Consider the following 22,835-nt stretch of genomic DNA (forward strand, 5'->3'; position numbering starts at 1 on the left):
CAATGACATCCCGGCGTTATTCACGATCTCTAGTTTTATTGAACGCTTATTGCATCATCGTTTTACGGTTTACTACAAACCCTTGGTGAACTCCGTCTTAAGCCATCCTCTGTATACGGGCGGGCGCCGCGTCTATCTTGAAATCGATGGGCACAGACACCCGATGGTAGAACATGTCGAAAAACATGCTTCTTTAGCATGGAGATAGCACGGCGCCTAATGCCCGGTCCGTCAAAGTTCGCATGCAGCTTTTTTGTTCCTTGCAATTCCCTGTTGAAGGCGGGATTCGGTTTACATCGCGGCTTCGAAGATTGCGATGACTTGGGCGAGGGTTGCTTTGCGAGGATTGGTCAGCATGCATGCGTCCTTCTGCGCATTGCTAGCCATAACTTCATGATCGTGTGCCTTCACGCCCAGGCTAGCCAGGCCCGACGGGATACCGACGGACGCGGACAAGTTCCGGATCGCTGTTACAGCAGCCCGCGCAGCGTCGACTGTACTGAGCCCGGTGGTATTTACGCCGAGCAGCGCAGCAATGGTGGCAAAGCGCTCTGGCGCGGCGATAAGGTTAAACTCGCACACGTGCGGCAGCAGGATCGCATTGCAGACTCCGTGCGGCAGGTTGTAAAACCCGCCGAGCTGATGTGCCATCGCATGCACATAGCCGAGCGACGCATTGTTGAACGCCATGCCGGCGAGGTACTGCGCATAGCACATTGCGGCACGTGCTTCCATGGATTCGCCGTTCGCCACTGCCTTCGGCAGCCATGCGCCGATCAGAGCGATTGCCTTTTCGGCGCACGCGTCGGTAATCGGTGTGGCTGCGGTGGAAACGTAGGCTTCCACTGCGTGGGTCAACGCGTCCATGCCGGTCGCAGCGGTCAATGCCGGTGGCATCGCCACCATCAGGCGCGGATCGTCGATCGCAATGAGCGGAGTACAGCGCCAATCGACGATGGCCATTTTGACGTGGTTGCTTGAGTTGGTGATGATGCAGAATCGCGTCATCTCTGCCGCAGTGCCGGCCGTCGTGTTAATAGAAATCAACGGCGTCATGGGCACCGTTGATTTGTCGATACCTTCGTAGTCGCGGATATGTCCGCCGCCGGCGGTGACCAGCCCGATGCCTTTTGCGCAGTCGTGCGACGAGCCGCCACCCAGCGAGACGATGAAGTCACAACCTTCTTGCTCGAACAGCTTGACACCGTCGTGGACATTGATGTCGGTCGGATTGGGTTCGGCACCTGGAAAGATCACGGCTTGAAGCCCAGCCTCACGAAGGTAGCCTGAGATGATCTCGGAGATCCCCATCTTGTGCAGGCCGGTATCCGTCACGATAAGCGCTTTTTTTGCGCCGAGCGACTTGGCTCGAGCACCGGTTTCGCGTGCACACCCCGGTCCGATGAGGGTCACGCAGGGAATGAAAAAGCTGTCGGTACGATCAGCGATGTTTAGGTAGCTCATTGCGTCTCCGAGTTTTTGGGGGGCTTACTATCTTGTGGCCAAAGGGTTGACGCACGAACCGTACCAGCGTCCGAATGGACGATTTTTCAAGCGCTCTCCTTGGGATGTGTCATGCGCATTGTTGTCATTTGAGGCAATGTGTTGCGTTATGGAGCAGTCCAATCCGCTTGTCCGCGCTGAGCATGAAACAATGGCCACTGCGGAAAACACGGCCACGCCCCAATAATCATTTTTATTTGAAATTGTCGACTTGGAACCAATCTCGCGAAGCCTGCCACCCGTCGTTCACGGCTTCCGGGGTATTACACGTCGGTGGTCGCGCGACCGTGAGCAAGCATCTGCCAGGCGAGCTTGCTCACCAGCGCTCACAGTGGTTCGAAATTGAGCGCAATCGCAATCTCCTGCTGGCCCTCGGTCCGGGTGGAACGTCTCTGGCTTGCGTATCAACTGGCTTCGTCGTCAGCCAGAGGGTATCAATGCGGGCCATCGCAGCGGGGTCGGCGCTGCCCACCGCCTGACTACGTGCGCGGCCCGGCGTCGGTTGCCGCGGCCGGCATGACCACCACCGTGCAGGTCGTGCCGGCGGACAGAATCAAGCCGTCGGGCACCTGATCGATATGGATGCGTACTGGAACACGCTGCGCAAGACGGACCCAGTTGAAGGTTGGATTGACGTCGGCAAGCAGTTCGCGGCTCATCGGGTTATCGCGGTCGGCGATGCCGCGCGAGATCCCTTCGACATGGCCTTTCAATACCGCGCCGCTCATCAGTCGCATCTCGGCCGGGTCGCCGATTTTAAGCAGCGGGATCTTGGTTTCCTCAAAATAGCCGTAGACCCAGAACGAGTGGCTGTCAACGAGCGCCAGCTTAGGCTGCCCGGCGATGGCGTAATCGCCGCGATAGGCATTCAAGTTTGTCATATAGCCATCCACTGGCGCGACCACGGTCGTGCGCTCCAGGTTCAGCTTCGCCGCGGCGAGCTGCGCGAGCGCCTGTTCATATTGGGCCTGGGCGCTGGCGGCTTGGATCACAGCATTTTCGCGGTTTTCCTTCGAAACAACCAGTGCGTCCAGATCCCGGCGTCGGGCGGCATCGTCACGGCGCATCTGTAGATCCGCCTTGCGTGCCGCGACCAGCGCCTCGGCTTGCTGGACGGCGATGCGGTAATGGTTCGGATCGATGCGCATCAGGACGTCGCCGCGATGCACGAACTGATTGTCCCGCACCGGAAACTCGACAATCTGCCCCGATACGTCCGGTGCGATATTGATAATCTCCGCTCTGACACGTCCATCGCGGGTCCAGGGCGAATCCATGTAGTGGACCCACAACGCGCGACCGAGCAGCACGGCAATGGCGAAGATCGCGATAGTCGCAAAGAAGCTGAAGATACGGCGAAGTTTCATGTCCGACTCTTTTTGAGTTCAACGATAAACGGCGAGCCCGAACAGGCAGACGATACCGGTGAGCAGGCTCGCGCGGGCGAGCGACGGGTGCCAGAACAGACGATACACGCCAAAGTAGGCCAATACGCGATCAAGCACCCACGTCAACGCGGTGCCGGCCAGCGTAGTGAGCAGGAGCATGGGTACGTAGGCGTCGAACAATGCGATGTCACGCGGCATGGGTAGTCTCTCGTCGGTGAGGGCCATGCGGGCCGGGCGTCAGCTCGCTGAGCGGAGATTGAGCATCGAGCAGAGCGGTCCGGATGAAATGCAAATAGCTCAAAGTACGTTGCAGCCTGTGCCGGTCATCGCGCGACCTAACGACACTGCGCAGCATGGCCAGCGCTGCGTTAATACTGGCCGCGGTCGCCTCGCGTGCGTCGGCGAGCCGTCGATGGCTGGGTGCGGAGAACAAGGCAGCCAGTGTGTTCAGCATGTGCTGCGTGGCCTGCCGCCACGGCATGTTGGCCGAATAGCGGGGGTCGGCGGGGAGTCGGTCGAGTTCCGTGCGTAATTCGATTACGGCATGACCGACTTCGAGCACGGTAAAGGTCCACGATAGCATCCGCATTTGCAGGTCCGGACGATCCGCGGTGACTGCGTTGGCTTGGTGCAGCAAGTCACGCGTGCCGCTTTCCAAGTATTGGCGGGCTCGGCTCAGTCGAGCGTTGCATGCGTCCACGACCTGGTGCAGCAGGGTCCGCTGCAGTTGCTTATGCAGCCACGGACTGGCCGGCGGCAATAGTACGGCACTGATCAGCGCGACGACGAGCATCGCGGCAATTAGCGCGATGGCGTCGTTCATGTACGAAGAAGGGTCGTAGTGCACGACGTTGTCGGGGCCAGCCAGGAAGCAAAAGAATACGCAATAGCCCATGCCAAACGCGGCCCAGCCTGGACGCGTGGACATCAGTACGCCGAACATCAGCAAGGGGGCAAGGGCGGTGCACAACAACACGTAGCCGTCCAGGTGCGGGAAGAGGCCGAACACCGCGATGAAACCGGCGAGCACCGCGACCATCGTACCCATCGCCATCTGCGCGGCGCCCTTGGCGGGCTGCGGCATTGATGCGACCAGCGCGCTCGTGGCGGCTGCGTTCAACACCGCCATGCCGCCGCTGGGCCAGGCGGTCTCAATCCAGAATGCGGCGAACACCAACATTGCGATGGCCGCTCGCACGCCAGCCACGCCCGCCGCCACGGTATGGGTGCGCGGGATGTAGCGTTGTGCATCGTACTCGCGCTCGTGAAGGTCCGTGCTCAGCGACGCGTACGTGAGCGCGTACGCGTGCATCTCTTCGACGAATCGGTACAGCAACTCGGCTGCGGTGTCGAAGTCCAGCAGCGCGATGCCTTCACGCTGTTCGAGCTGCGCTCGGGTATCCCGTATGCGGCGCGGCAACGTCTGCTTGAACGCCTGCAGCTGTGTCGCCACGTGCTGTGCATCCTCGGCGCTGCGCACGGGTTCGCCGCTTTCCTTCAGCAGTAGCGGCGCGACTTCGCGAAAATACGGTTCGATTGCCTCGACAATCTGAACCTGGCCGCCTGCCCGGATCCGGTTCATCAACTGGTGTAACGCATGAAAGCGTGTCGACGCATTCATGAACTCGGTGTTCAGCCTCGACAGCCGGCCACTGCGCATTCGGCTGCGCGGATCCTCGAACACTGCGAAGCTGCGCATCGCTTCTAAACCGACGACATCGGCGGCAAAACGTGCGTTGGTGCGTTCGGCGCGAGAGCGGTCAATCCGGCCCGCCAGCGTGTCCGATACAAATTCGACGAACGCGAGGTATCGCGCCTGGACCGTGGAGCGAAGCGCGTCAGCGGTGTGCTGGGGCAGCACCAGCGCGCTGACGGCGCCAGCGCACAAGATGCCCAGCGTAACCTCCGTGACCCTTGTCACGGCCGCCATGAACGCGCCGTCTGCATGCTGGGCGGCCGGAATGCCCACCAGCGCGGCGGTATAGCCGGCGAGCACGAACCCGTACGAGCGGAAGTTGCGGTTGCGTGCCGCGCCAAAGGTGCAAATGCCCACCCAGAGCGATACGGATAGCAAAAACAGTTCACGCTGTTGCGCAAATAGTGAAACCAGCGCGATCGTCACGACCGAGCCAACCACGGTCCCCACGATCCGGTAAAAGCTTTTGGCGAGCACCATCCCGCTTTGCGGCTGCATGACAATGAACACGGTCGTCATCGCGGTACGCGGTTGCGGTAAGTCCAGCTTCATGGCCACGCCCAGCGCAAGCAACGCGGCGCCAACGGTCTTGAATAGATAAATCCATACCCGGCCGTCGATGCGTAACCAGTCGCGCACCGTGTCGCGCCATGCGGACGATGACGTTAACCGAGCCAGCGCGGATGGGGTGCTGCTCATTGCGATGCCTGCCGGGTGACGGCCTTGGGCACGCGTGGATCCTCGTCGGACGGGCCGTCGCCCGGATCGACCCGTCCGCCACCCAGCGCGGCCGTCAACGACGCGCGCGCCGCCAACTTCGATGCGTGGATGATCTCGGCGTCCTGTTGTGCCTGCAATAATTGGGTTTGCGCGCTCAATACGGACAGGTAGTCGGTCAAGCCGCGCCGAAAGCCGGTGGAGGCCAGATCGTAGCTGCGCTGGGCGACGGCGACCGCGCGCTGCGCTGCATCCTGCTGGATATCGAGCGATTTCAACGTGACGATCTGGTCCGCGATGTCCTTTAATGCGTCAACCAGCGTTTGATTGTATTGATCGACGGCCAGGTCATAGCCGGCGCTGGCGGCATCCAACTGGGCGCGCAGCCGCCCGCCGTTGAAGATCGGCAGGGATATTGCTGGCCCCACCGTGGCAGCATGCGCTTGGGACAGCAAAAAGGCCAGCGGCCCGCCGCCGACGAACATTGCGCCGACCGAGGCCAGCAGATTGACGTTCGGATAGAAGGCGGTCCTGGCAACGTCGACACCCGCGGCGTTGGCGGCCACGCGCCAGCGCGCGGCGACCACGTCCGGCCGATGACCGAGCAACTCGGCAGGCAAGTTTGATGGCAGGCTCACCGGCGTCTGGAGCGAGAGCGTCGGACGTTGCAGCGCGGCGCCCGCTCCCGGGCCTTTGCCGGCCAGCGCGGCAAGCTGGTTGCGTAGGAGCGCGATCTGTTCGTCGAATGCCGCGATCTGGCGTTCGCGTTGGGGCAGCGGAGCTTGTGCCTGCGTAAGTTCCAATTGGGTACCGATACCGCCTTGCAGCCGCCGTCGCGCAATGTCGACAATCGACTGCTCGTGCGCCAGCGTCTGCGCGGCGATGTCCCGTTGCGCGAACGCGAGCGACAGCTTGATGTAGGCGCGCACGATGTTGACCGCGAGTTCAAGTTGCGCCGCCCGGGCATCGACCGCCTGCATGCGCGCCGCGTCGAGTGCGCGTTCGGCGGCCTTCTCATCGTGTCCCCACAGGTCTAGGTTATACGACAACGACAGTCCGATCGTGTTGTTCCACGTATCGGCGTGCGCTAGCGGCCCAGGACCGTAATACACATTGTCGGGCCAGTGCTGCCGCGTCATCGACAGATTGCCGTTGAGTTGAGGCGAGAGATCGGCCTGCGCAACGCCGGCTATCGCCTGCGCCTGCCGTACGCGATCCCGAGTCATCGCCAAGCTGGGCGAGCCGGCCAGCGCGTCGGCGATCCACTGATCGAGCTGCGGATCAAGGTACATTTTCCACCATTGCTCGTTCGGCCACTGTGCATCGACGCTTGCCGCACGCACGGCCTGGGACACATCGAGCTGACCGGCGTCAACCGGCTTGGCATGAGGAGCAATGCCATGGGTGCTCGCACAGCCCGCAATAATCAAGTAACTTGCAAAAATTACGGGAGTCAGCGTGGTGAAACGTCGGACGGATCGCACGGCTATCTCGAAACACCCCGAAATGACTAGTCAGTAAAATTATATTTTTGAAGCAATTTCTGAATAAGCGACCAATTTGAGATAATTCCTTACCAAAAAAGCAATAAACGCTCTTGCGAAATGTGCAACAATTCTTCGATCCGCACAGGAAGTCCGTTATGGATACGCTGCAAAACATGAGGGTGTTTGTCCGCGTTGTGGAGGCGAAGAGCTTCACGGCCGCGGCGCAGCAAATGAATACGACGACGGCGTACGCATCGCGGGCCATATCAGATCTGGAGGCGCATCTGCGCACCCGATTGCTGAACCGTACGACGCGGCGCATCGCGCTCACGGAGGCGGGGGAGCGATACTTGCAACGGTGCGAGCAGATTCTTGCCTACGTCGATCAGGCCGAAGCCGAAGCCGCCGACGCACACGCACGACCCTCGGGCCGGCTCAGAATCCATGCGACCACCAGTTTGGGTCAGTATTATGTGGTGCCTGCCGTCACGCGTTATCAGGAGCGTTATCCGTCTGTGTCGGTCGATCTGACGCTGTCGCAGCACGTGCCGGATCTACTCGATGAAGGCTACGATGTCACGCTGCAGGTCAGCGCAAACGAACTGCCCGATTCCGGATTGGTATCGCAGCGGCTTGGCGACTCGTATAGCGTGCTATGTGCCTCTCCGGCCTATTTGGAAAAGCGTGGCACGCCCCGCAACGTCCGGGATCTAGCCGGCCATACCTGCCTGCGCATCGTGACATCGATTTTTCCCGGTGATCATTGGCGCTTCGACGGGCCGGACGGCATGGAGACGATCGAGTTGCCGGCGCCGACGTTCCAGGTCAATGTGTCGGACGCGCTCGCGGTGGCACTGCGCGAGGGAATGGGCATTGGTGCGCTGCTCACGCCTTCAGCGTTGCCGGCGCTGCGCAATGGCACGCTGGTGCGCGTGTTGCCCGACCACAAGATGCAAAAGATGACGATTTACGCGATGTATGCGTCGCGGCAATATTTGGACGCGAAGATCCGGACCTGGGTCGAATTCCTGCGCGAGCATATTTCGAAGGCACTCGCGGCCGACGAGGCCGCGTTGCAGACCTTCGGGGTGCGCTAGTCATGGACCGCAGCGCAGCACTTTTCCAGGATTGAATACATTGCCGGGATCGAGTGTCGCCTTTAACGCACGCATCAATTCGAGTTCCACGGAAGACTTGTAGCGTGCCACGTCGTCGATCTTCAATTGCCCGACGCCATGTTCGGCGCTGATCGTGCCGTGGTGCGCATGGACGCTATCGTAGACAATCCGGTTCACGCGCGCCTGGTGCTCGGCCAGAAAGGCCTGCGGATCCACACCCGCGGGCGCCTGCACGTTGTAGTGCAGGTTGCCGTCGCCTAGATGCCCGAAGGTGACCATCCGCGCGCCGGGCACGGCTGCGGCGATCGCCGCGTCGGTGGTGTCGATGAACTCGCCGATGTGCGAGCTTGGCACCGCGATGTCGTGCTTGATATTGAGCCCTTCGTTGGCTTGCGCGAGCGGGATGTGCTCACGCAGTGCCCACAATGCGTTCGACTGCGCCAGGCTTTGCGCCACGAGCGCATCGTCGACGATACCGCGCTCGAACGCCCGCTCCATCAATCTCTCGATGAGCTGGCTTGCGTGCGCCTCGCTTTCGCCGTCGGATAATTCGAGCAACACAATCTGCGCATGCGGGGCGGCGAACGGGTATCGCTGCGACGGGAAATGGTGGGTGACCAGCCGCAGGCAGAAGTCGGACATCAACTCGAAGCCGCTCAGCAGCGCGCCGGCGGTGTCGCGGGCCAGCGCCAAAAGCTGTAGCGCGGCGTGTGGCGAGGCAACGCCGGCCAGCGCGGTGATGCGCGCGGTCGGTTGCGGATAGAGTTTCATCACGGCTGCCGTGATGATGCCCAGCGTGCCTTCGGCACCGATAAAAATATCGCGCAGGTCGTATCCGGTGTTGTCCTTGCGCAGCCCGCGCAAGCCGTTCCAGACCTCGCCCTTCGCGGTCACGACTTCCAAGCCCAGGCACAGTTCGCGCGCGTTGCCGTAGCGCAGTACCGCGGTGCCGCCGGCGTTCGTCGCTAGGTTGCCGCCCAACGTGCAGCTGCCTTCGGCCGCCAGGCTGAGCGGGAATAAGCGGCCGGCGTCCGCCGCGCGAGCTTGCACCTGGGCGAGGATGCACCCGGCTTCTGCGGTGATCGTGTCGTTGATCGGGTCCACCGCGCGCACGCGGTCCAGTCGGCGCAGGTTGAGCACCGCCTGCCGTCCGCTGGCGTCCGGCGTGGCACCGCCGGCCAGCCCGGTGTTGCCGCCTTGCGGCACCAGCGCAACACCGAATTGGGTGGCCAATCGTACCAGCGTGGCGACTTCTGCCGTGCTTGCCGGACGCAGCACCGCGCAGGCGCGGCCGACGTACCGGCGGCGCCAATCTGTCATGTAGGGCGACATGTCGTCCGGGTCATCCAAGACCTGGTCTGCGCCAATGGCTTGCTGGCAAGCTTGCAGGAAGGCGGGCAGTGCGGCGGTGTCGTGAGGCATCGTCAGTGTTCGGCGGAAGAGTCAGCGGCAGCGGTGACGTGCCGGGCAGTGCGCTTGAATGGTGCGAGATAACCGAGCACGCTGACGAAGTAGACAAGGGCGAGCACGGCCTCGATCCAGCCTAGGGGCGCACTGGCGCCCGCATCACTGATTGCGCGCACGATTCCCTCCGCGAAATAGGCAAGAATCAGCATGGCCGACCATTGCATCGTGTACAGCCTGGCGCGCAGCAGCCCGGGCAAGACCAGCAGCAGCGGCAGCGCCTTGAGGGCTAGCGCTGAGCCGCCGGGATGCAACGGCGCGAGCCAGATTTCCCAGCTTACGGCCAATACCACCAGTGCGAGCAGCGTGGCGATCGCGATCATTAACAGCCGGTGCAACCGCTGCGCGTTCCGTAGCGCCAGGTTGCCAGGCTGCCGGGTCATTGCCCGCCTGCCAGCGCGAGCGCAGCGCGGGCGAGCCGCGCGCCGAGTGCGTGCGCCAACGTTTTCTCCTCCGACGACAGCGGGGCTGGATCGTTGCTGCCGCTCACCCCGGCGACGTGAGAGGCACCGTACGGCGTGCCGCCGCTTGTCGTGCTCATCAGCGCGGATTCGGTATAGGGTAGCCCGACGATCAGCATCCCGTGATGTAACAAGGGCAGCATCATGGACAGCAGTGTGGTTTCCTGACCGCCGTGCAGGCTGCCGGTGGACGTGAAGACGCAGGCGGGTTTGCCTGCCAGCGCGCCGCTAAGCCATTGCGGCGTTGTGCCGTCCAGGAAGTACTTCAGCGCCGCGGCCATATTGCCAAAGCGCGTTGGCGAGCCCAGTGCGAGCCCGGCGCACTCGGCTAGGTCGCGCAACTCTGCGTACGGCGGGCCATCGTCGGGAATATCCGGCCTGGTGGCCTCGCAGACCGTGGAGACGGGTGGCACGGTGCGTAGGCGTGCCTGTGCGCCAGGCACACTGTCCACGCCGCGGCCGATGGCCCGCGCGAGTTCCCGGGTGGCGCCGTTGCGGCTGTAGTAGAGAACGAGTATGTCTTTCATGACCTGGGAGGTGAACCGTTATTATAGAAGACGTAAGGAGGGTTAGCCTTTGACGAAGTTCGATATCGATCTGGATGCGCTGAAGCGGCTCGCGCGCTTTGCCGCGACCCGCAGCGCCGAGGACCGTATCCCGCAGGTGGCGGGTAGTCTCACGTTTACGACCGTACTGTCGCTGGTGCCGCTGGCGACGGTGGCCTTTGCGCTGTTCACTGCGTTTCCGATCTTCGCGTCATTCCAACAGTCGCTACAGGGCTTCCTGGCCGACCATCTGATGCCGGCGCAGATTAACAGTCAAATCTTCAAATATCTGAACCAGTTTGCGGAAAAGGCGAAAGGGCTGACGACGGTCGGGATGATTAGCCTCGTGGTCACGTCGGTTATGACGATGATGATCGTCGAATCGGCGTTCAACACGATCTGGCGCGTACGTAAGTCGCGGCCGCTTGCGCAGCGCATCCTAGTGTATTGGGCAGTGATCACGTTGGGGCCTCTGCTGATCGGCGTGAGCCTATCGGTGTCGTCCTACCTGTTCACGCACTCGATGCTTGCCAACACGGTCGCTAACGTGGCCGGCGCAGCCAGCGCGGCATCGGGCGCCGCGTCGCGCGTGATGCCGACGTTCGTCGAATGGGCGTTGACCGGCGCGGTGCTGCCGCTGTCGGTACTGGCGTTTACGCTATCTTACGTCTATTTACCGAACTGCCGCGTGGCGTGGCGCGACGCGTTTGTCGGCGGGCTGTGTGCGGCGATTGCGTTTGAGCTCGCCAAGCGAGGTTTCGGGTTCTATATTCGGCGTATTCCGACCTATACGGCCGTGTATGGCGCATTTGCGACGATCCCGATTTTTCTGCTGTGGGTCTACCTGAGCTGGCTAATCACGCTGTTCGGCGCGATGTTGACGTCCGCGTTGCCAGAGATCCGGCTCGGGCACTTTCATCGCGTCGATTACGCAGGCAGCGACCTGCTCGATGCGCTGGAGCTGATCGCGTGGCTCAACGACGCCCGCGATGCGGGCCGTGCCGGCTACACGCTGCATGAACTCGCGCGGTTGCAGCGTTGCGGGTTGCAGACGGCTGCCCGACTGCTGGACAAGCTCGAGGCGATCGAGTGGGTCGCCCGGATACAGCGCGAGCATGACTCAGACCGCTATGTGCTTCTAGTGAATCCGCGGCACGCGAGCCTGCGCCAACTCTATCAATTGTTCGTCATCGATCGCAACGAGCTCACTTATCAGCTCAATCTCGATACCACGCACGTCGATGGCCCGACGCTGCTCGCTGCGCTCGACCATCGCGGCCTGGATGTGTCGCTCGCCGCGTTGTTGGCCGTGCGCCGTCGTCGCGGCGCCCAAGCCGAGCGGGCCAACAGCAGGCGCGCCTCGCCGGTGGCGGCCGCTTAGCGCGCAACTGTCACCGGCGGCGTGGCGTCGTGACCGCCATCGCGACACAGCCGATCACGCCGAGCGAGCCGATGAAGTGCAGCCGCCGGCAGACCTGGTTAACGCGGCCGAGACTGTCATCGGATAGGCGGTGGCCCTGAGCGCCCATGCACGTCTCTGTGCGGCCCGCGAGGCGGCCTGCAGTACAATCAGCGAGCGCATGCTATGGCCGACCAGCACGACGGGGCAGGCCGACACGGCGTCCAGCAGCGTGTGTGCCGAGGCGGTGCGCCGGTATCGTAGCATCGAGGCGCGAGCGTGTGGCGCGCCGCTGCAGTATGCTTTCCTTTTACCGGTCTTTCCGCTACGATCGGTGCACAAAGCCGCGCAGTGCAAGGAGGAGGCCATGCGAGTCAGCGACATCCTGAAGGTTAAGGGCAATACGCTCTACACTGTTACGCCCGATACGCCGTTGCACGAAGCGATTCAGACGATGGCTGAGCACGACATCGGCTCGCTAGTCGTCATCGAATTCGGTGATCTGGTCGGCATGCTGACGTTCCGCGAGATCATCCTGACGTTGCGCGACCACGGCGGTTCAGTCGGTGCCGTGACGATTCGCAAGGTAATGGATGATCATCCGCTCATTTGTACGCCGGAGACAGATGTCAACGAGGTGCGGCGCATGATGCTCGAGCGCCACGCGCGTTATTTGCCCGTAATGGAAAAACGCATGCTGATGGGTGTGATCTCGTTCTATGACGTGGCTAAGGCGGTGGTCGAGGAACAGGGGTTCGAGAACCGGATGCTTAAAGCTTATATCCGCGATTGGCCGGAGGATGAAGGGGCGCGCGAAGCGCGCTAAAGCCGTGGTGGGGCCAGCGTACGGCCAGCCGCCGAATCCTGCAACGAAGCCTCTGTCACGCGTGTTTTTTGATCCGCATGACAGAGGCTTCGTCGCACACCAAGTCATCCATCTGTGCACGGCCGTGCGAGGCCAGCGCGCCATCGTTGCAGTTCACGCTGTTGCGCGAGCGCTGCTTCGCCCCGTTTTTCTGCGCCCAGTTCCTCGAGATGGACACCTTTGTTGCCGCGGTGCACGCCGTGACAGCACTGGCATAATAATAGTTTGAGCAATTTTCGGGCAACCAGCATGTCGGGCAACACTTTCGGTACGCTTTTCACGGTGACGACTTTCGGGGAGTCGCACGGTCCGGCCATCGGCTGCGTGATCGACGGCTGTCCGCCAGGACTGGCGCTGGCCGAGGCTGATATACAGATGGAGCTCGATCGCCGTAAGCCGGGCACGTCGCGCCACGTGACGCAACGCCAGGAGGACGACCGGGTAGAGATCCTATCAGGCGTGTTCGACGGCGTGACGACCGGCACGCCGATCGCGTTGCTGATCCGCAATACGGACCAGCGCAGCAAGGATTACGGCAACATCGCGGAAACTTTCCGGCCCGGCCATGCGGACTATACATATTGGCAAAAATATGGTGTGCGCGATTACCGTGGAGGCGGACGCGCGTCCGCGCGGCTGACTGCGCCGAATGTCGCGGCAGGGGCGGTGGCGAAGAAATGGTTGCGGGAGCGCTTCGGTGTCCAAGTGCGCGGCTACATGAGCGCGTTAGGCGAAATCGACATCCCGTTTGTCGATTGGGCGCACGTGGCCGACAATCCCTTTTTTGCACCGAATGCGCAAATCGTGCCGCAGCTCGAAGCCTATATGGATGGGTTGCGCAAGGACGGCGACTCGATCGGCGCCCGGATCTCGGTGACTGCCTCCGGCGTGCCGCTCGGATGGGGCGAGCCGTTGTTCGACAAGCTGGATGCGGACATCGCCTATGCAATGATGGGGATCAATGCGGTGAAGGGTGTAGAGATTGGCGCTGGATTTGACAGCGTGCGCCAGCGTGGCTCGCTGCATGGTGACGAGTTGACGCCTGCCGGCTTCGCGGGCAACAATGCCGGCGGCGTGCTCGGCGGCATTTCGACCGGCCAGGACATCGTCGTGTCGATCGCGATCAAGCCGACCTCGAGCATTCGCACGCCGCGTCGCTCGATCGACAAGGCCGGCGAGCCCGTGATGGTCGAGACGTTCGGACGCCATGACCCGTGTGTCGGGGTCCGAGCGACACCGATTGCCGAAGCGATGCTTGCGCTGGTGCTGATGGACCATGCGCTGCGGCACCGCGCACAGTGTGCAGACGTCAAGACGTCGACGCCGACGATCGCCGCGCGCGCCCCGGGCGCGTGATTTCGGAGTGTGCCCCGGCGGGCGACGGTGCCGCGTTGTGCACCGTCACATGTTCGGGTAGTTGGGGCCGTCGCCGCCCTCGGGCGTGACCCATACGATATTTTGCGTCGGATCCTTGATGTCGCAGCTCTTGCAGTGCACGCAGTTCTGCGCGTTGATTACCAGCCGCTCGCCGCCACTTTCCTCGCGCACGAACTCGTATACCGCCGCCGGACAGTAGCGGCTCTCCGGGCCCGCATACTCGTGCAGGTTGATGCGCACCGGCACGCTAGCGTCCTTGAGCGTCAGGTGCGCCGGCTGGTTTTCCTCATGATTTGTGTTCGAGATGAACACCGACGAAAGCCGGTCAAACGTGAGCTTGCCGTCCGGCTTCGGGTACGTGATCGGTTGGCACTGCGACGCCGGCTTGAGCCGCTCGTGATCCGCATGCCGGTGATGCAGCGTCCACGGCACGCGCCCGCCCAACAGCTTCTGCTCGATGAATACCATCGGCGAGCCTACGTACAGCCCCTTGCTCATCCACTGTTTGAAGTTGCGCGCCCGGTACAGTTCCTCGTGTAGCCACGAGCGCTTGAACGCCTGCGGGTACGCGAGTAGCTGATCGTGCGCACGGCCTGCTTGCAACGCCTCGAACGCCGCCTCGGCGGCCAGCTTCCCGGTCTTGATCGCCGCATGGCTGCCCTTGATGCGTGAGGCGTTCAGAAATCCCGCCTCGTCCCCCACTAGCGCCCCGCCCGCAAACGTGAGCTTGGGCAGCGACATCAGCCCGCCCGCGGTGATCGCGCGCGCGCCGTACGAGACCCGCTTGCCCCCTTCCAGGAATGCGCGGATCGCCGGATGCGTTTTGTAGCGCTGGAACTCTTCGAACGGTGACAGGTATGGGTTCTCATAGCCCAGCCCCACCACAAACCCTACTGCCACCTGATGGTTGTCCAGGTGGTACAGGAACGAGCCGCCGTAGGTCTTCGCATCCAGCGGCCAGCCCGCCGTGTGGATCACCAGCCCCGGCTTATGCCGCGCCGGCTCCACCTCCCACAGCTCCTTGATGCCGATGCCGTATACCTGCGGATCCACCCCCTCGCGCAGCCCAAAGCGCTCCTGCAACTGCCGCCCCAGGTGCCCGCGCGCGCCTTCGCAAAACAGCGTGTACTTCGCGTGCAGCGCCATGCCCAACTGGAAGTGCTCTGTGGGCTGGCCATCCTTGCCAACCCCCAGGTTGCCGGTGGCCACCCCGCGCACCGCGCCGCGCTCGTCGTACAGTACCTCGGCCGCGGCAAAGCCCGGGAAGATCTCCACCCCCAGCGCCTCGGCCTGCTGGCCCAGCCAGCGCGTCACGTTGCCCAGGCTCACCACGTAGTTGCCGTGGTTCTTGAAGTTCTCTGGCAGCGCCCAGTTTGGCGTCTTCAGCGCCCCCGTGCGGCTCAGAAACAAGAACCGGTCCTCTACCACTGGCACCGTCAGCGGCGCACCGCGCTCACGCCACTGCGGAATCAGTTCGTCCAGCGCGCGTGGGTCCATCACCGCTCCCGACACAATGTGCGCGCCAATCTCCGAGCCCTTTTCCAGCACGCACACCGCCAGCTCCACCCCTTGCTCCGCCGCCCGCTGCTTAAGTCTGATCGCCGCCGACAGCCCCGCCGGCCCGCCGCCCACCACCACCACGTCGTACTCCATCGATTCGCGTGGTCCGTACTGCTCGATCCAGCTTTGCGGGGTCATGGATGTCCTCTCCGTTAGAATGCGTTTTAGTCGGGTGCCATTGTCCGGGAAGCGACCGGGGGCCGCAACCAAAGGACGGTGAATTAGCACGATCGTTCTATTTGTGGGAACGTATCGCGCATCGCGTGATACGTTCTGTACTATTCACCTGAACAAGGAATTTCAATGGGTCGTTCGATCAATCTTGAAGGCAAGGTCGCGCTGATCACCGGTGCGTCGAGCGGTCTGGGCAAGCGTTTCGCGCAGGTGCTGTCGGGCGCGGGCGCGAAAGTGGTGCTGGCGAGCCGCCGCACCGAACGTCTAAAGGAGCTGCGCGCCGAGATCGAGGCGTCAGGAGGCGCGGCGCACGTGGTCACGCTGGACGTGACCGACTATGGCAGCATCAAGGCCGCGGTCGCGCACGCCGAAACTGAAGCGGGCACGATTGATATTCTGGTCAACAATTCCGGCGTATCGACGACGCAGAAGCTGGCTGATGTGACACCAACCGACTTCGAATACGTGTTTGGCACCAACACGCGCGGCGCATTTTTCGTGGCGCAAGAGGTCGCCAAGCGCATGATCATGCGGGGTAATGGCGCAGCGGGCGCGAAGCCATGCTACCGGATTATCAACATTGCTTCGGTTGCCGGCCTGCGTGCGTCGCCGCAAATTGGACTGTACGCAATGAGTAAGGCCGCCGTCGTGCATATGACCAAGGCGATGGCGCTCGAGTGGGGTCGTCATGGCATCAATGTCAATGCGATCTGCCCCGGCTACATCGATACCGAGCCCAACCATCATCAGTGGTCCACGGAGCACGGGCAGAAGCTGCTCGCGATGCTGCCGCGCAAGCGGATCGGCATGCCAGAAGACTTGGACGGGTTGTTGTTGTTGCTCGCGGCCGACGAGTCGCAATTCATCAACGGCTCAGTGATGGCCGCCGATGACGGATTGGGGTTGATCTGATGTCTTCCAACGAGTATCGCCACGCGTTCGAGATGGTGTTGCCGATCCGCTGGGGGGACATGGACGCGTTTCAGCACGTGAACAATGTTGTCTATTTTCGCTATATGGAACAGGTGCGAGTTTCGTGGTTCGAGACGTTACGCTTGCCTGTGCCGGATGAGAATGGGTGTGGCCCAGTGATCGTCAGCGCGCACATGGATTTTCTGCGCCAGCTGCGTTATCCAGGCGACGTACGCGGTACGATGTGGGTCGGTAAGCCGGGACGCAGCAGCCTGGACTCGCGCTTCGAATTGACGCGCACCGACGCGCCCAACGAGCTTATCGCGCAAGGGGGCGCAAAGATCGTTTGGGTCGATTACGACGCAGGCAAGTCGGTGCCATTGCCCAAGGCGCTGCTCGCAGCGCTCGAGTAGTCGCGTTGGGCAGGGCGAGCCCCGCGCGTTACCTGTGTTCACGGGACGCGCGCTACTCAGCCGGCTTCCGGCCCATGGAGCAATCGGCAATCCGCCCGGCGTGCGCAGCCGAGCAACCGCTGGGCTTGTGCCGTAACATCCGCTCAGCGTAACCGTAACCTTTGCGCACCCGATTGGCGTCGTGCCGCGGCCGTAGCACCGGACCCGGCGTAGCACTCGCACCGAAGCGGGACATCCATAGAGGAAGGGACAGCGACATGAACAAGCTTTATCCGAGCGGCCAGGCGGCGCTGGCGGACATCGTCAAGGACGGCCAGACGTTCGCGGTCGGCGGTTTCGGCCTGTGCGGGATCCCCGAGGCACTTATCGCCGCGCTGCGCGATTCGGGCGTCAGGGACATCACCTGTATCAGCAACAATGCGGGCGTGGATGGGTTCGGACTGGGCCTGCTGCTTGAAACGCGACAGATCAAGAAGATGATCTCGTCGTACGTGGGCGAGAACAAAGAGTTCGAGCGCCAATACTTGGCAGGCGAATTGGAACTGGAGTTCACGCCGCAAGGCACGCTGGCCGAGAAGTTACGCGCCGGTGGCGCCGGCATTCCGGCCTTCTTCACCCATACCGGTTACGGCACGGTGATCGCCGAAGGCAAAGAGACGCGGCAGTTCGGCGACAACCACTACGTGCTCGAGCGTTCATTGACTGCCGATGTCGCGCTCGTCAAGGCTTGGAAGGCCGACAAGGCGGGCAATTTGATTTATCACCGTACCGCGCGCAACTTCAATCCGCTGTGTGCGATGGCGGGCCGAATCACGCTCGCTGAAGTCGAGGAGATCGTCGAGACTGGCGAACTCGATCCGGATGCGATCCATACGCCCGGCATCTTCGTGCAACGGTTGGTGCTCAATGCCCACCCGGAAAAGCGCATCGAACAACGCATCGTGCGCCAGAAATAAGCGCGCAAAGGAGACTGAAATGGCCTGGAATCGAGATGAAATGGCGGCGCGCGCTGCGCAGGAACTGCAAGACGGCTTCTATGTGAACCTGGGGATCGGGCTGCCGACGCTGGTTGCCAACCATGTACCGGACGGCATCGAAGTGTGGCTCCAATCCGAGAATGGATTGCTTGGCATCGGTCCGTCGCCGACCGAGGACGAAGTCGATGCGGATCTGATCAACGCCGGCAAGCAGACGGTGACGACATTGCCCGGCTCTTCGATCTTTTCGTCTGCCGACTCGTTTGCGATGATTCGCGGCGGGCACATCAACCTGGCGATCCTGGGCGCGATGCAGGTCAGCAAGGGCGGCGACCTCGCCAATTGGATGATCCCCGGCAAGATGATCAAGGGCATGGGCGGCGCGATGGACCTGGTGGCCGGCGTCAAGCGGGTGGTTGTGCTAATGGAGCACGTGGCTAAGGGCGACCAGCACAAGATCCTCGAACAATGCACGCTGCCATTGACCGGCGTCGGTGTTGTGGACCGCATCGTCACCGACCTGGGCGTGATCGACGTGACCGACGCCGGCCTGAAACTGGTCGAGATCGCGCCTGGCGTAAGCATCGAGGAAATCCAGAGCAAGACCGGTGCGCCGCTCGACGTGAGCATGCTCACATAGTATGGACGACAGCCGCGGCGCGCCTGCGCCGCCGTACCGCGGTGGATCGCGGCCGCGTGGGCGTCGGCCGATCGGCCATTATGCACGGAGCCGGCAGGCTCTGCGTGCACAAAGCACGCTAAAATTGAACTGTTACGTTTCAGGATACGTCGATGTCGGCTCCGTCTGCTTTGCCCGACCCGCATACGCCGCGTCAGGGCTTCGTGCGCTGTATCAGTCCCACCGGTCTGCACCGGATCGCCTACACTGAATGGGGCGACCCGTCCAATCCGCGCGTGCTGGTTTGCGTGCATGGCCTGACCCGTACCGGCAGGGATTTCGATGTGCTGGCCAGCCGCCTCGCGGACCGTTTTCGCGTCGTGTGCCCCGATGTCGCTGGTCGTGGGTTATCCGACTGGCTCGACAATGCGCAGCAGTACGCACTGTCGCAGTACGTGTCGGATATGGTGACGCTGATTGCTCGGCTGAATGTCGAGACCGTGGATTGGTTCGGCACGTCGATGGGCGGCATGATCGGTATGGTGCTGGCCGGGCTGCCGAACAGTCCGGTGCGCAAGCTGCTGCTCAACGACGTCGGGCCGACGCTGGAGCCGGAGGCGTTGCACCGGATTGGCGAGTACGTCGGCAACGCGCCGAAGTTCGACACCGAGCAGCAGGCGTACGATTATCTGGCCTCGATCTTGCCGGGGTTCGGTCCGCATACGCCAGACGAGTGGCGTGTGTTGAACCGGCCGTTACTGCGGCATCATGCCGGCTCGTGGGTGCTGCACTATGACCCGCGCATCGCGGTGCCGTTCGAGGCCAGCAAGGCGGAACTCGCGAGTAGCGGCCAAACGTTGCTGTGGCGCGCCTTTGAGGCGATTTCAGGGCCTACGCTGGTGGTGCGGGGCGAGCAGTCCGACCTGTTGTCGCGCGAGACCGTCGAGACAATGCAGCAGCGTGGCCGCCAAGTGTCGGCCGCCGAGATTGCCGGCGTTGGCCATGCACCCACGTTCGTGCACGATGAGCAGATCGCGATCGCCGAAGCATTCTTTTGCGGCGGCGAGCCGGCGCTCGCGCATCGGCCGGCGCCGACGCTGCAATGAGCCGCGCGATGGCGCGCCTGATTTCATCGACTTCACAGGATATTGACTATGGCAGTGCAACGTTTTCATGTCGGTCCCCGTTTATCCGAAATTGCCGTGCACAATGGCACCGTCTACCTGGCTGGTCAGATCGCCGAGGATACGAAGCAAGACATTACCGGACAGATGCGCGAGGTGCTTGGCCACGTCGACCGGCTGCTCGCGCAGGCCGGCAGCGACAAGTCGCTGATTTTGTCGACGCAGATCTATCTCTCCGACATGGCGAATTTCGCTGCAATGAATGACGTGTGGGATGAATGGGTGCCCAGTGGCAATACACCGCCGCGCGCCACTGTGCAGGCCAAGCTCGCCAATTCGGAATGCCTGGTCGAAGTCGTGGTGTTTGCCGCGCAGCGAAGCTGAGCGTTTCCCGTGTTATCGCGCTGTGCGGTAGCCGCCGGCGTCGTACTAGCTTGACAGATGAGTCCCGAATCCGAAACCCGCGCCCAGTCGCCGACAGCGACGCTTGACGACGCGCTTGCTTTTGTGCAGGAGCACGCCAGTGGGGTGCGCCTTGGGTCGGGCGAGATGCTCGTGGATCACGCGCAGGGCACCGCGCAGATCGTCAATACGCTGAACGTCGATCTTCCGTCATCCGTGGCGGCGGCACTCTTCCCGGTGATTCCCTACCTGAGCGAACCGGAACGTTTGCTGCGCGAGCGTTTCGGCGAAGACGTACTGCAACTGGTCACGGATGTGCGCAAGCTGCTGCGGCTCAGCGTGATTGGCATTCAGGCGACGAGACCCGATAGCGACATGGGCCGCGACGCGCAGGCGCATCGTCGCGCGCAGGTTGAGGCACTGCGCAAGATGCTGGTGGCGTTTGCGCAGGATATCCGCGTTGTGCTAATCCGGCTCGCGTCGCGGCTGCAGACGCTGCGCTTTTATGCGGCGCACAAGCTGACGCCGCCGGCAGGGTTGCCGCGCGAGACGCTGGAGATCTATGCGCCGCTTGCGAACCGCCTCGGCATCTGGCAACTGAAATGGGAGCTGGAGGACCTCGCGTTCCGTTTCGAGGAGCCGGCGACCTACAAGCGTATCGCGAAGTTGCTCGACGAGCGGCGGGTCGAGCGTGAATCGTACGTGCGCGATGCGATCGCGCGCCTGAAGCGTGAACTCGCGGCGGCGAACATCGAGGCGGACGTGAGCGGACGTCCTAAGCACATTTACAGCATCTGGCGCAAGATGCGCGGCAAAAAACTCGAGTTCTCCGAGCTCAACGATGTACGCGCGTTCCGCGTGATCGTGCCGGACGTCAAGGACTGTTATACAGTGCTTGGTATCGTGCACAACATCTGGCAGCCGGTGCCTCGCGAGTTCGATGACTATATATCCCGGCCGAAGCCCAATGGCTACAAGTCGTTGCATACGGTGGTGATCGGCGATGACGGCCGGGCATTTGAAGTGCAGATCCGCACGCACGACATGCATCATTTTGCCGAATATGGCATTGCCGCGCATTGGCGCTACAAAGAGGCGGGAACCCGCGGATACGACGGCCAGTTTGCCGCCAGCGACAAGTACGACGAGAAGATCGCGTGGCTGCGGCAGCTGCTTGCGTGGAAGGATGAAGTGTCGGGCAGCGACTCGCCGTCGCAACCGTGGGAGCAACTGCGACAGACGCCGCTAGACGACCATATCTACGTGCTGACGCCTCAGGCGCGTGTGGTGGCGCTGCCGCAGGGGGCGACGCCGGTCGATTTTGCCTATTACGTGCACAGCGAACTCGGGCATCGATGCCGGGGTGCTCGCGTGGACGGGGCGATGGTGCCGTTGAACACGCCGCTGCGGAACGGGCAGACGGTCGAGATCGTCGCGGTTAAGCAGGGGGGGCCGTCGCGTGACTGGCTCAATCCCCAACTGGGCTATCTGCATAGCGCACGCGCCAAGCAAAAGGTGCGGGCGTGGTTCAACGCAATCGAGTTGCAGGAGACCGTCGCATCGGGCCGGGCCGCTGTCGAAAAGACGCTGCAACGCGAGGGGCGCACGTCGGTCAATCTCGAGGAGCTTGCTGCGAAGCTCGGCTTCAAGACGACGGACGAGCTGTTCCTACAGGTTGGCAAAGACGAACTTAGCCTACGCTCGGTTGAGCAGGCGCTTCGCGATGCGCCCGCCGCGGAGCCGTCTGGGCTAGAGCCCGCGAACTTTAAGTGGCGCAGCAGCGGCGCCAGTGTTGCGTCCGGGGCATCGACCGGCGTGCTGGTCGTGGGCGTCGACGCGTTGCTCACGCAACTGGCGAAATGTTGCCGGCCGGCGCCTCCCGACGAGATCGCCGGCTTTGTGACGCGCGGCAAAGGGGTATCAATCCATCGCAGTGATTGCGCCAGTTTTTTGCGCATGGCCGCGCGCGTGCCGGAGCGTGTGTTGCATACGGCTTGGTCCAACGACGTGCTCAGCGGTCGCGGCCAAAGCGTCTACCCAATCGACTTGGCGGTCGAAGCCGTCGATCGCCAGGGGTTGTTGCGCGACATCACCGAGGTATTCGCACGCGAGAAGATTAATCTGGTTGGTGTGAAGACCCAGACGCACCGCAACGTTGCGTATATGCAATTCACTGTGGAGGTGTCCAACAGCGCGCAGGTGCAGCGTGCCGCCACGCTGCTCGGTGACGTGCAAGGCGTGGTCCGGGCAAAGCGGCGCCAATGAACACCGGCAAAGGGGATGGCTCGCTACGTCGGCGCCCCTCGCGTCGGCGTGGGGATCGCGTTGGTCCAAGCCATCGCATCGCATAAAAGGCTCGCATTGCATAATCCCCTACATAAACTACTTGGCAACAGATGAAAACCTCCCTATAATCACGGTTTCTTCAGGCTCGTAGCTCAGCTGGTTAGAGCACCACCTTGACATGGTGGGGGTCGTTGGTTCGAGTCCAATCGAGCCTACCAACGAATATGGATTCTTAGTGGGATCCAATGCAAGACAAAAGGCCGCTCATTGGCGGCCATCGGGCGAAATGGTGATGACATCGCGAACGTTGACCGGGACTTTTTCGGGGCGGCGCTAGTCGAGGATCTG

General features: G+C 62.3%; 21 protein-coding genes, 1 tRNA gene and 1 pseudogene. 13 read left to right on the top strand and 10 right to left on the bottom strand.

The annotated features are described in order from the left end of the window. Positions 1-291 precede the first annotated feature (291 nt). From mdh to B0B13_RS04690, 5 genes are all read right to left on the bottom strand, one after another. Positions 292-1,464: an iron-dependent methanol dehydrogenase gene (gene mdh / locus B0B13_RS04670; protein WP_076785140.1), complete on the bottom strand. Its 1,173-nt coding sequence runs from the start codon at positions 1,462-1,464 to the stop codon at positions 292-294. A gap of 518 nt (positions 1,465-1,982) precedes the next feature. Beyond that, a complete protein-coding gene (locus B0B13_RS04675; RefSeq protein WP_076794703.1) occupies positions 1,983-2,870 on the bottom strand; it encodes an efflux RND transporter periplasmic adaptor subunit in 888 nt (295 codons plus the stop codon). An 18-nt stretch (positions 2,871-2,888) separates the two neighbouring features. After that, positions 2,889-3,089, bottom strand: coding sequence for a DUF1656 domain-containing protein (locus B0B13_RS04680; RefSeq protein WP_076785138.1), 201 nt, complete (start codon positions 3,087-3,089; stop codon positions 2,889-2,891). Then, positions 3,079-5,286, bottom strand: coding sequence for an FUSC family protein (locus tag B0B13_RS04685; protein WP_076794705.1), 2,208 nt, complete (start codon positions 5,284-5,286; stop codon positions 3,079-3,081). Before B0B13_RS04685 ends, B0B13_RS04680 begins: the two co-directional genes overlap by 11 nt. Beyond that, entirely contained in the window at positions 5,283-6,788 is a 1,506-nt protein-coding gene (locus B0B13_RS04690; protein ID WP_076794708.1) for an efflux transporter outer membrane subunit, read from the bottom strand. The genes B0B13_RS04685 and B0B13_RS04690 overlap by 4 nt, the downstream gene beginning before the upstream one ends. Positions 6,789-6,946: 158 nt before the next feature. On the opposite strand from B0B13_RS04690, the gene B0B13_RS04695 reads away from it, so the two are divergent. Further along, on the top strand, positions 6,947-7,888 hold the full coding sequence (locus B0B13_RS04695; RefSeq protein ID WP_076794711.1) for a LysR family transcriptional regulator: 942 nt from the start codon (positions 6,947-6,949) through the stop codon (positions 7,886-7,888). On the opposite strand, the gene B0B13_RS04700 is transcribed toward B0B13_RS04695, so the two are convergent. From B0B13_RS04700 to wrbA, 3 genes are read right to left on the bottom strand one after another with little or no spacing between them, the layout of a single operon-like run. After that, positions 7,889-9,331, bottom strand: coding sequence for an FAD-binding oxidoreductase (locus B0B13_RS04700; protein WP_076794715.1), 1,443 nt, complete (start codon positions 9,329-9,331; stop codon positions 7,889-7,891). It abuts the gene before it with no gap. 2 nt (positions 9,332-9,333) lie between these two features. Continuing rightward, positions 9,334-9,756 (bottom strand): DUF2069 domain-containing protein, encoded by a 423-nt coding sequence (locus B0B13_RS04705; protein ID WP_076785133.1) that lies wholly within the window; start codon positions 9,754-9,756, stop codon positions 9,334-9,336. Continuing rightward, entirely contained in the window at positions 9,753-10,361 is a 609-nt protein-coding gene (gene wrbA / locus B0B13_RS04710) for an NAD(P)H:quinone oxidoreductase (protein WP_076785132.1), read from the bottom strand. Before wrbA ends, B0B13_RS04705 begins: the two co-directional genes overlap by 4 nt. 49 nt (positions 10,362-10,410) lie before the next feature. Between wrbA and B0B13_RS04715 the strand changes: the two genes are divergently transcribed. Then, positions 10,411-11,760 (top strand): YihY family inner membrane protein, encoded by a 1,350-nt coding sequence (locus tag B0B13_RS04715; RefSeq protein ID WP_076785131.1) that lies wholly within the window; start codon positions 10,411-10,413, stop codon positions 11,758-11,760. Between the two features lie 25 nt (positions 11,761-11,785). Here B0B13_RS04715 and B0B13_RS17735 read toward each other — a convergent pair. After that, a pseudogene (locus B0B13_RS17735) lies at positions 11,786-11,860 on the bottom strand (DUF962 domain-containing protein); the annotation flags it as partial. Between the two features lie 285 nt (positions 11,861-12,145). Between B0B13_RS17735 and B0B13_RS04720 the strand changes: the two are divergent. The 3 genes from B0B13_RS04720 (at position 12,146) to aroC (ending at position 13,999) form a co-directional block, all read left to right on the top strand. After that, the gene (locus tag B0B13_RS04720; protein ID WP_076787260.1) at positions 12,146-12,604 is read left to right on the top strand and encodes a CBS domain-containing protein; all 459 of its coding nucleotides are present in this window, start codon (positions 12,146-12,148) and stop codon (positions 12,602-12,604) included. A gap of 77 nt (positions 12,605-12,681) precedes the next feature. After that, the gene (locus B0B13_RS04725; RefSeq protein ID WP_076794718.1) at positions 12,682-12,861 is read left to right on the top strand and encodes a hypothetical protein; all 180 of its coding nucleotides are present in this window, start codon (positions 12,682-12,684) and stop codon (positions 12,859-12,861) included. A gap of 31 nt (positions 12,862-12,892) precedes the next feature. After that, positions 12,893-13,999: a chorismate synthase gene (aroC, locus tag B0B13_RS04730; protein ID WP_076785129.1), complete on the top strand. Its 1,107-nt coding sequence runs from the start codon at positions 12,893-12,895 to the stop codon at positions 13,997-13,999. A gap of 45 nt (positions 14,000-14,044) precedes the next feature. Here the strand turns inward: aroC and B0B13_RS04735 are convergent, their stop codons facing one another. Continuing rightward, a complete protein-coding gene (locus B0B13_RS04735; protein ID WP_076794720.1) occupies positions 14,045-15,718 on the bottom strand; it encodes an electron transfer flavoprotein-ubiquinone oxidoreductase in 1,674 nt (557 codons plus the stop codon). A gap of 165 nt (positions 15,719-15,883) precedes the next feature. On the opposite strand from B0B13_RS04735, the gene B0B13_RS04740 reads away from it, so the two are divergent. The 8 genes from B0B13_RS04740 (at position 15,884) to B0B13_RS04775 (ending at position 22,705) form a co-directional block, all read left to right on the top strand. Then, positions 15,884-16,666 (top strand): SDR family oxidoreductase, encoded by a 783-nt coding sequence (locus B0B13_RS04740; RefSeq protein WP_076785127.1) that lies wholly within the window; start codon positions 15,884-15,886, stop codon positions 16,664-16,666. Continuing rightward, positions 16,666-17,079, top strand: a complete 414-nt coding sequence (locus B0B13_RS04745) for an acyl-CoA thioesterase (RefSeq protein ID WP_076794723.1) — start codon at positions 16,666-16,668, stop codon at positions 17,077-17,079. The genes B0B13_RS04740 and B0B13_RS04745 overlap by 1 nt, the downstream gene beginning before the upstream one ends. Before the next feature lie 257 nt (positions 17,080-17,336). Next, positions 17,337-18,035 carry a CoA transferase subunit A gene (locus B0B13_RS04750; RefSeq protein WP_076794726.1) on the top strand — a complete coding sequence of 233 codons (699 nt, stop codon included), beginning with the start codon at positions 17,337-17,339 and terminating at the stop codon, positions 18,033-18,035. Between the two features lie 19 nt (positions 18,036-18,054). After that, positions 18,055-18,696, top strand: coding sequence for a CoA transferase subunit B (locus B0B13_RS04755; RefSeq protein ID WP_076794728.1), 642 nt, complete (start codon positions 18,055-18,057; stop codon positions 18,694-18,696). 152 nt (positions 18,697-18,848) lie between these two features. Next, the gene (locus B0B13_RS04760; RefSeq protein WP_076785123.1) at positions 18,849-19,781 is read left to right on the top strand and encodes an alpha/beta fold hydrolase; all 933 of its coding nucleotides are present in this window, start codon (positions 18,849-18,851) and stop codon (positions 19,779-19,781) included. Positions 19,782-19,829: 48 nt separating this feature from the next. Continuing rightward, the gene (locus tag B0B13_RS04765) at positions 19,830-20,183 is read left to right on the top strand and encodes a RidA family protein (RefSeq protein WP_076785122.1); all 354 of its coding nucleotides are present in this window, start codon (positions 19,830-19,832) and stop codon (positions 20,181-20,183) included. A 57-nt stretch (positions 20,184-20,240) separates the two neighbouring features. Beyond that, positions 20,241-22,466, top strand: a complete 2,226-nt coding sequence (locus tag B0B13_RS04770; RefSeq protein WP_076794730.1) for a RelA/SpoT family protein — start codon at positions 20,241-20,243, stop codon at positions 22,464-22,466. A gap of 162 nt (positions 22,467-22,628) precedes the next feature. Further along, positions 22,629-22,705 (top strand) — tRNA-Val (locus tag B0B13_RS04775). Positions 22,706-22,835 lie beyond the last annotated feature (130 nt).

The sequence above is a fragment of the Burkholderia sp. b14 genome (genome assembly GCF_900156195.1).
Lineage (GTDB): Bacteria > Pseudomonadota > Gammaproteobacteria > Burkholderiales > Burkholderiaceae > Mycetohabitans.

What these genes read in the sequence shown, in the direction of transcription:
- B0B13_RS04745 (WP_076794723.1), top strand. Translation starts at nt 16,666, where the DNA reads ATGTCTTCCAACGAGTATCGCCACGCGTTCGAGATGGTGTTGCCGATC.
- B0B13_RS04685 (WP_076794705.1), bottom strand. Translation starts at nt 5,286, where the DNA reads ATGAGCAGCACCCCATCCGCGCTGGCTCGGTTAACGTCATCGTCCGCA.
- B0B13_RS04760 (WP_076785123.1), top strand. Translation starts at nt 18,849, where the DNA reads ATGTCGGCTCCGTCTGCTTTGCCCGACCCGCATACGCCGCGTCAGGGC.
- B0B13_RS04725 (WP_076794718.1), top strand. Translation starts at nt 12,682, where the DNA reads ATGACAGAGGCTTCGTCGCACACCAAGTCATCCATCTGTGCACGGCCG.
- B0B13_RS04740 (WP_076785127.1), top strand. Translation starts at nt 15,884, where the DNA reads ATGGGTCGTTCGATCAATCTTGAAGGCAAGGTCGCGCTGATCACCGGT.
- B0B13_RS04680 (WP_076785138.1), bottom strand. Translation starts at nt 3,089, where the DNA reads ATGCCGCGTGACATCGCATTGTTCGACGCCTACGTACCCATGCTCCTG.
- B0B13_RS04770 (WP_076794730.1), top strand. Translation starts at nt 20,241, where the DNA reads ATGAGTCCCGAATCCGAAACCCGCGCCCAGTCGCCGACAGCGACGCTT.
- B0B13_RS04700 (WP_076794715.1), bottom strand. Translation starts at nt 9,331, where the DNA reads ATGCCTCACGACACCGCCGCACTGCCCGCCTTCCTGCAAGCTTGCCAG.
- B0B13_RS04765 (WP_076785122.1), top strand. Translation starts at nt 19,830, where the DNA reads ATGGCAGTGCAACGTTTTCATGTCGGTCCCCGTTTATCCGAAATTGCC.
- aroC (WP_076785129.1), top strand. Translation starts at nt 12,893, where the DNA reads ATGTCGGGCAACACTTTCGGTACGCTTTTCACGGTGACGACTTTCGGG.
- B0B13_RS04705 (WP_076785133.1), bottom strand. Translation starts at nt 9,756, where the DNA reads ATGACCCGGCAGCCTGGCAACCTGGCGCTACGGAACGCGCAGCGGTTG.
- wrbA (WP_076785132.1), bottom strand. Translation starts at nt 10,361, where the DNA reads ATGAAAGACATACTCGTTCTCTACTACAGCCGCAACGGCGCCACCCGG.
- mdh (WP_076785140.1), bottom strand. Translation starts at nt 1,464, where the DNA reads ATGAGCTACCTAAACATCGCTGATCGTACCGACAGCTTTTTCATTCCC.
- B0B13_RS04720 (WP_076787260.1), top strand. Translation starts at nt 12,146, where the DNA reads ATGCGAGTCAGCGACATCCTGAAGGTTAAGGGCAATACGCTCTACACT.
- B0B13_RS04695 (WP_076794711.1), top strand. Translation starts at nt 6,947, where the DNA reads ATGGATACGCTGCAAAACATGAGGGTGTTTGTCCGCGTTGTGGAGGCG.
- B0B13_RS04735 (WP_076794720.1), bottom strand. Translation starts at nt 15,718, where the DNA reads ATGACCCCGCAAAGCTGGATCGAGCAGTACGGACCACGCGAATCGATG.
- B0B13_RS04755 (WP_076794728.1), top strand. Translation starts at nt 18,055, where the DNA reads ATGGCCTGGAATCGAGATGAAATGGCGGCGCGCGCTGCGCAGGAACTG.
- B0B13_RS04675 (WP_076794703.1), bottom strand. Translation starts at nt 2,870, where the DNA reads ATGAAACTTCGCCGTATCTTCAGCTTCTTTGCGACTATCGCGATCTTC.
- B0B13_RS04750 (WP_076794726.1), top strand. Translation starts at nt 17,337, where the DNA reads ATGAACAAGCTTTATCCGAGCGGCCAGGCGGCGCTGGCGGACATCGTC.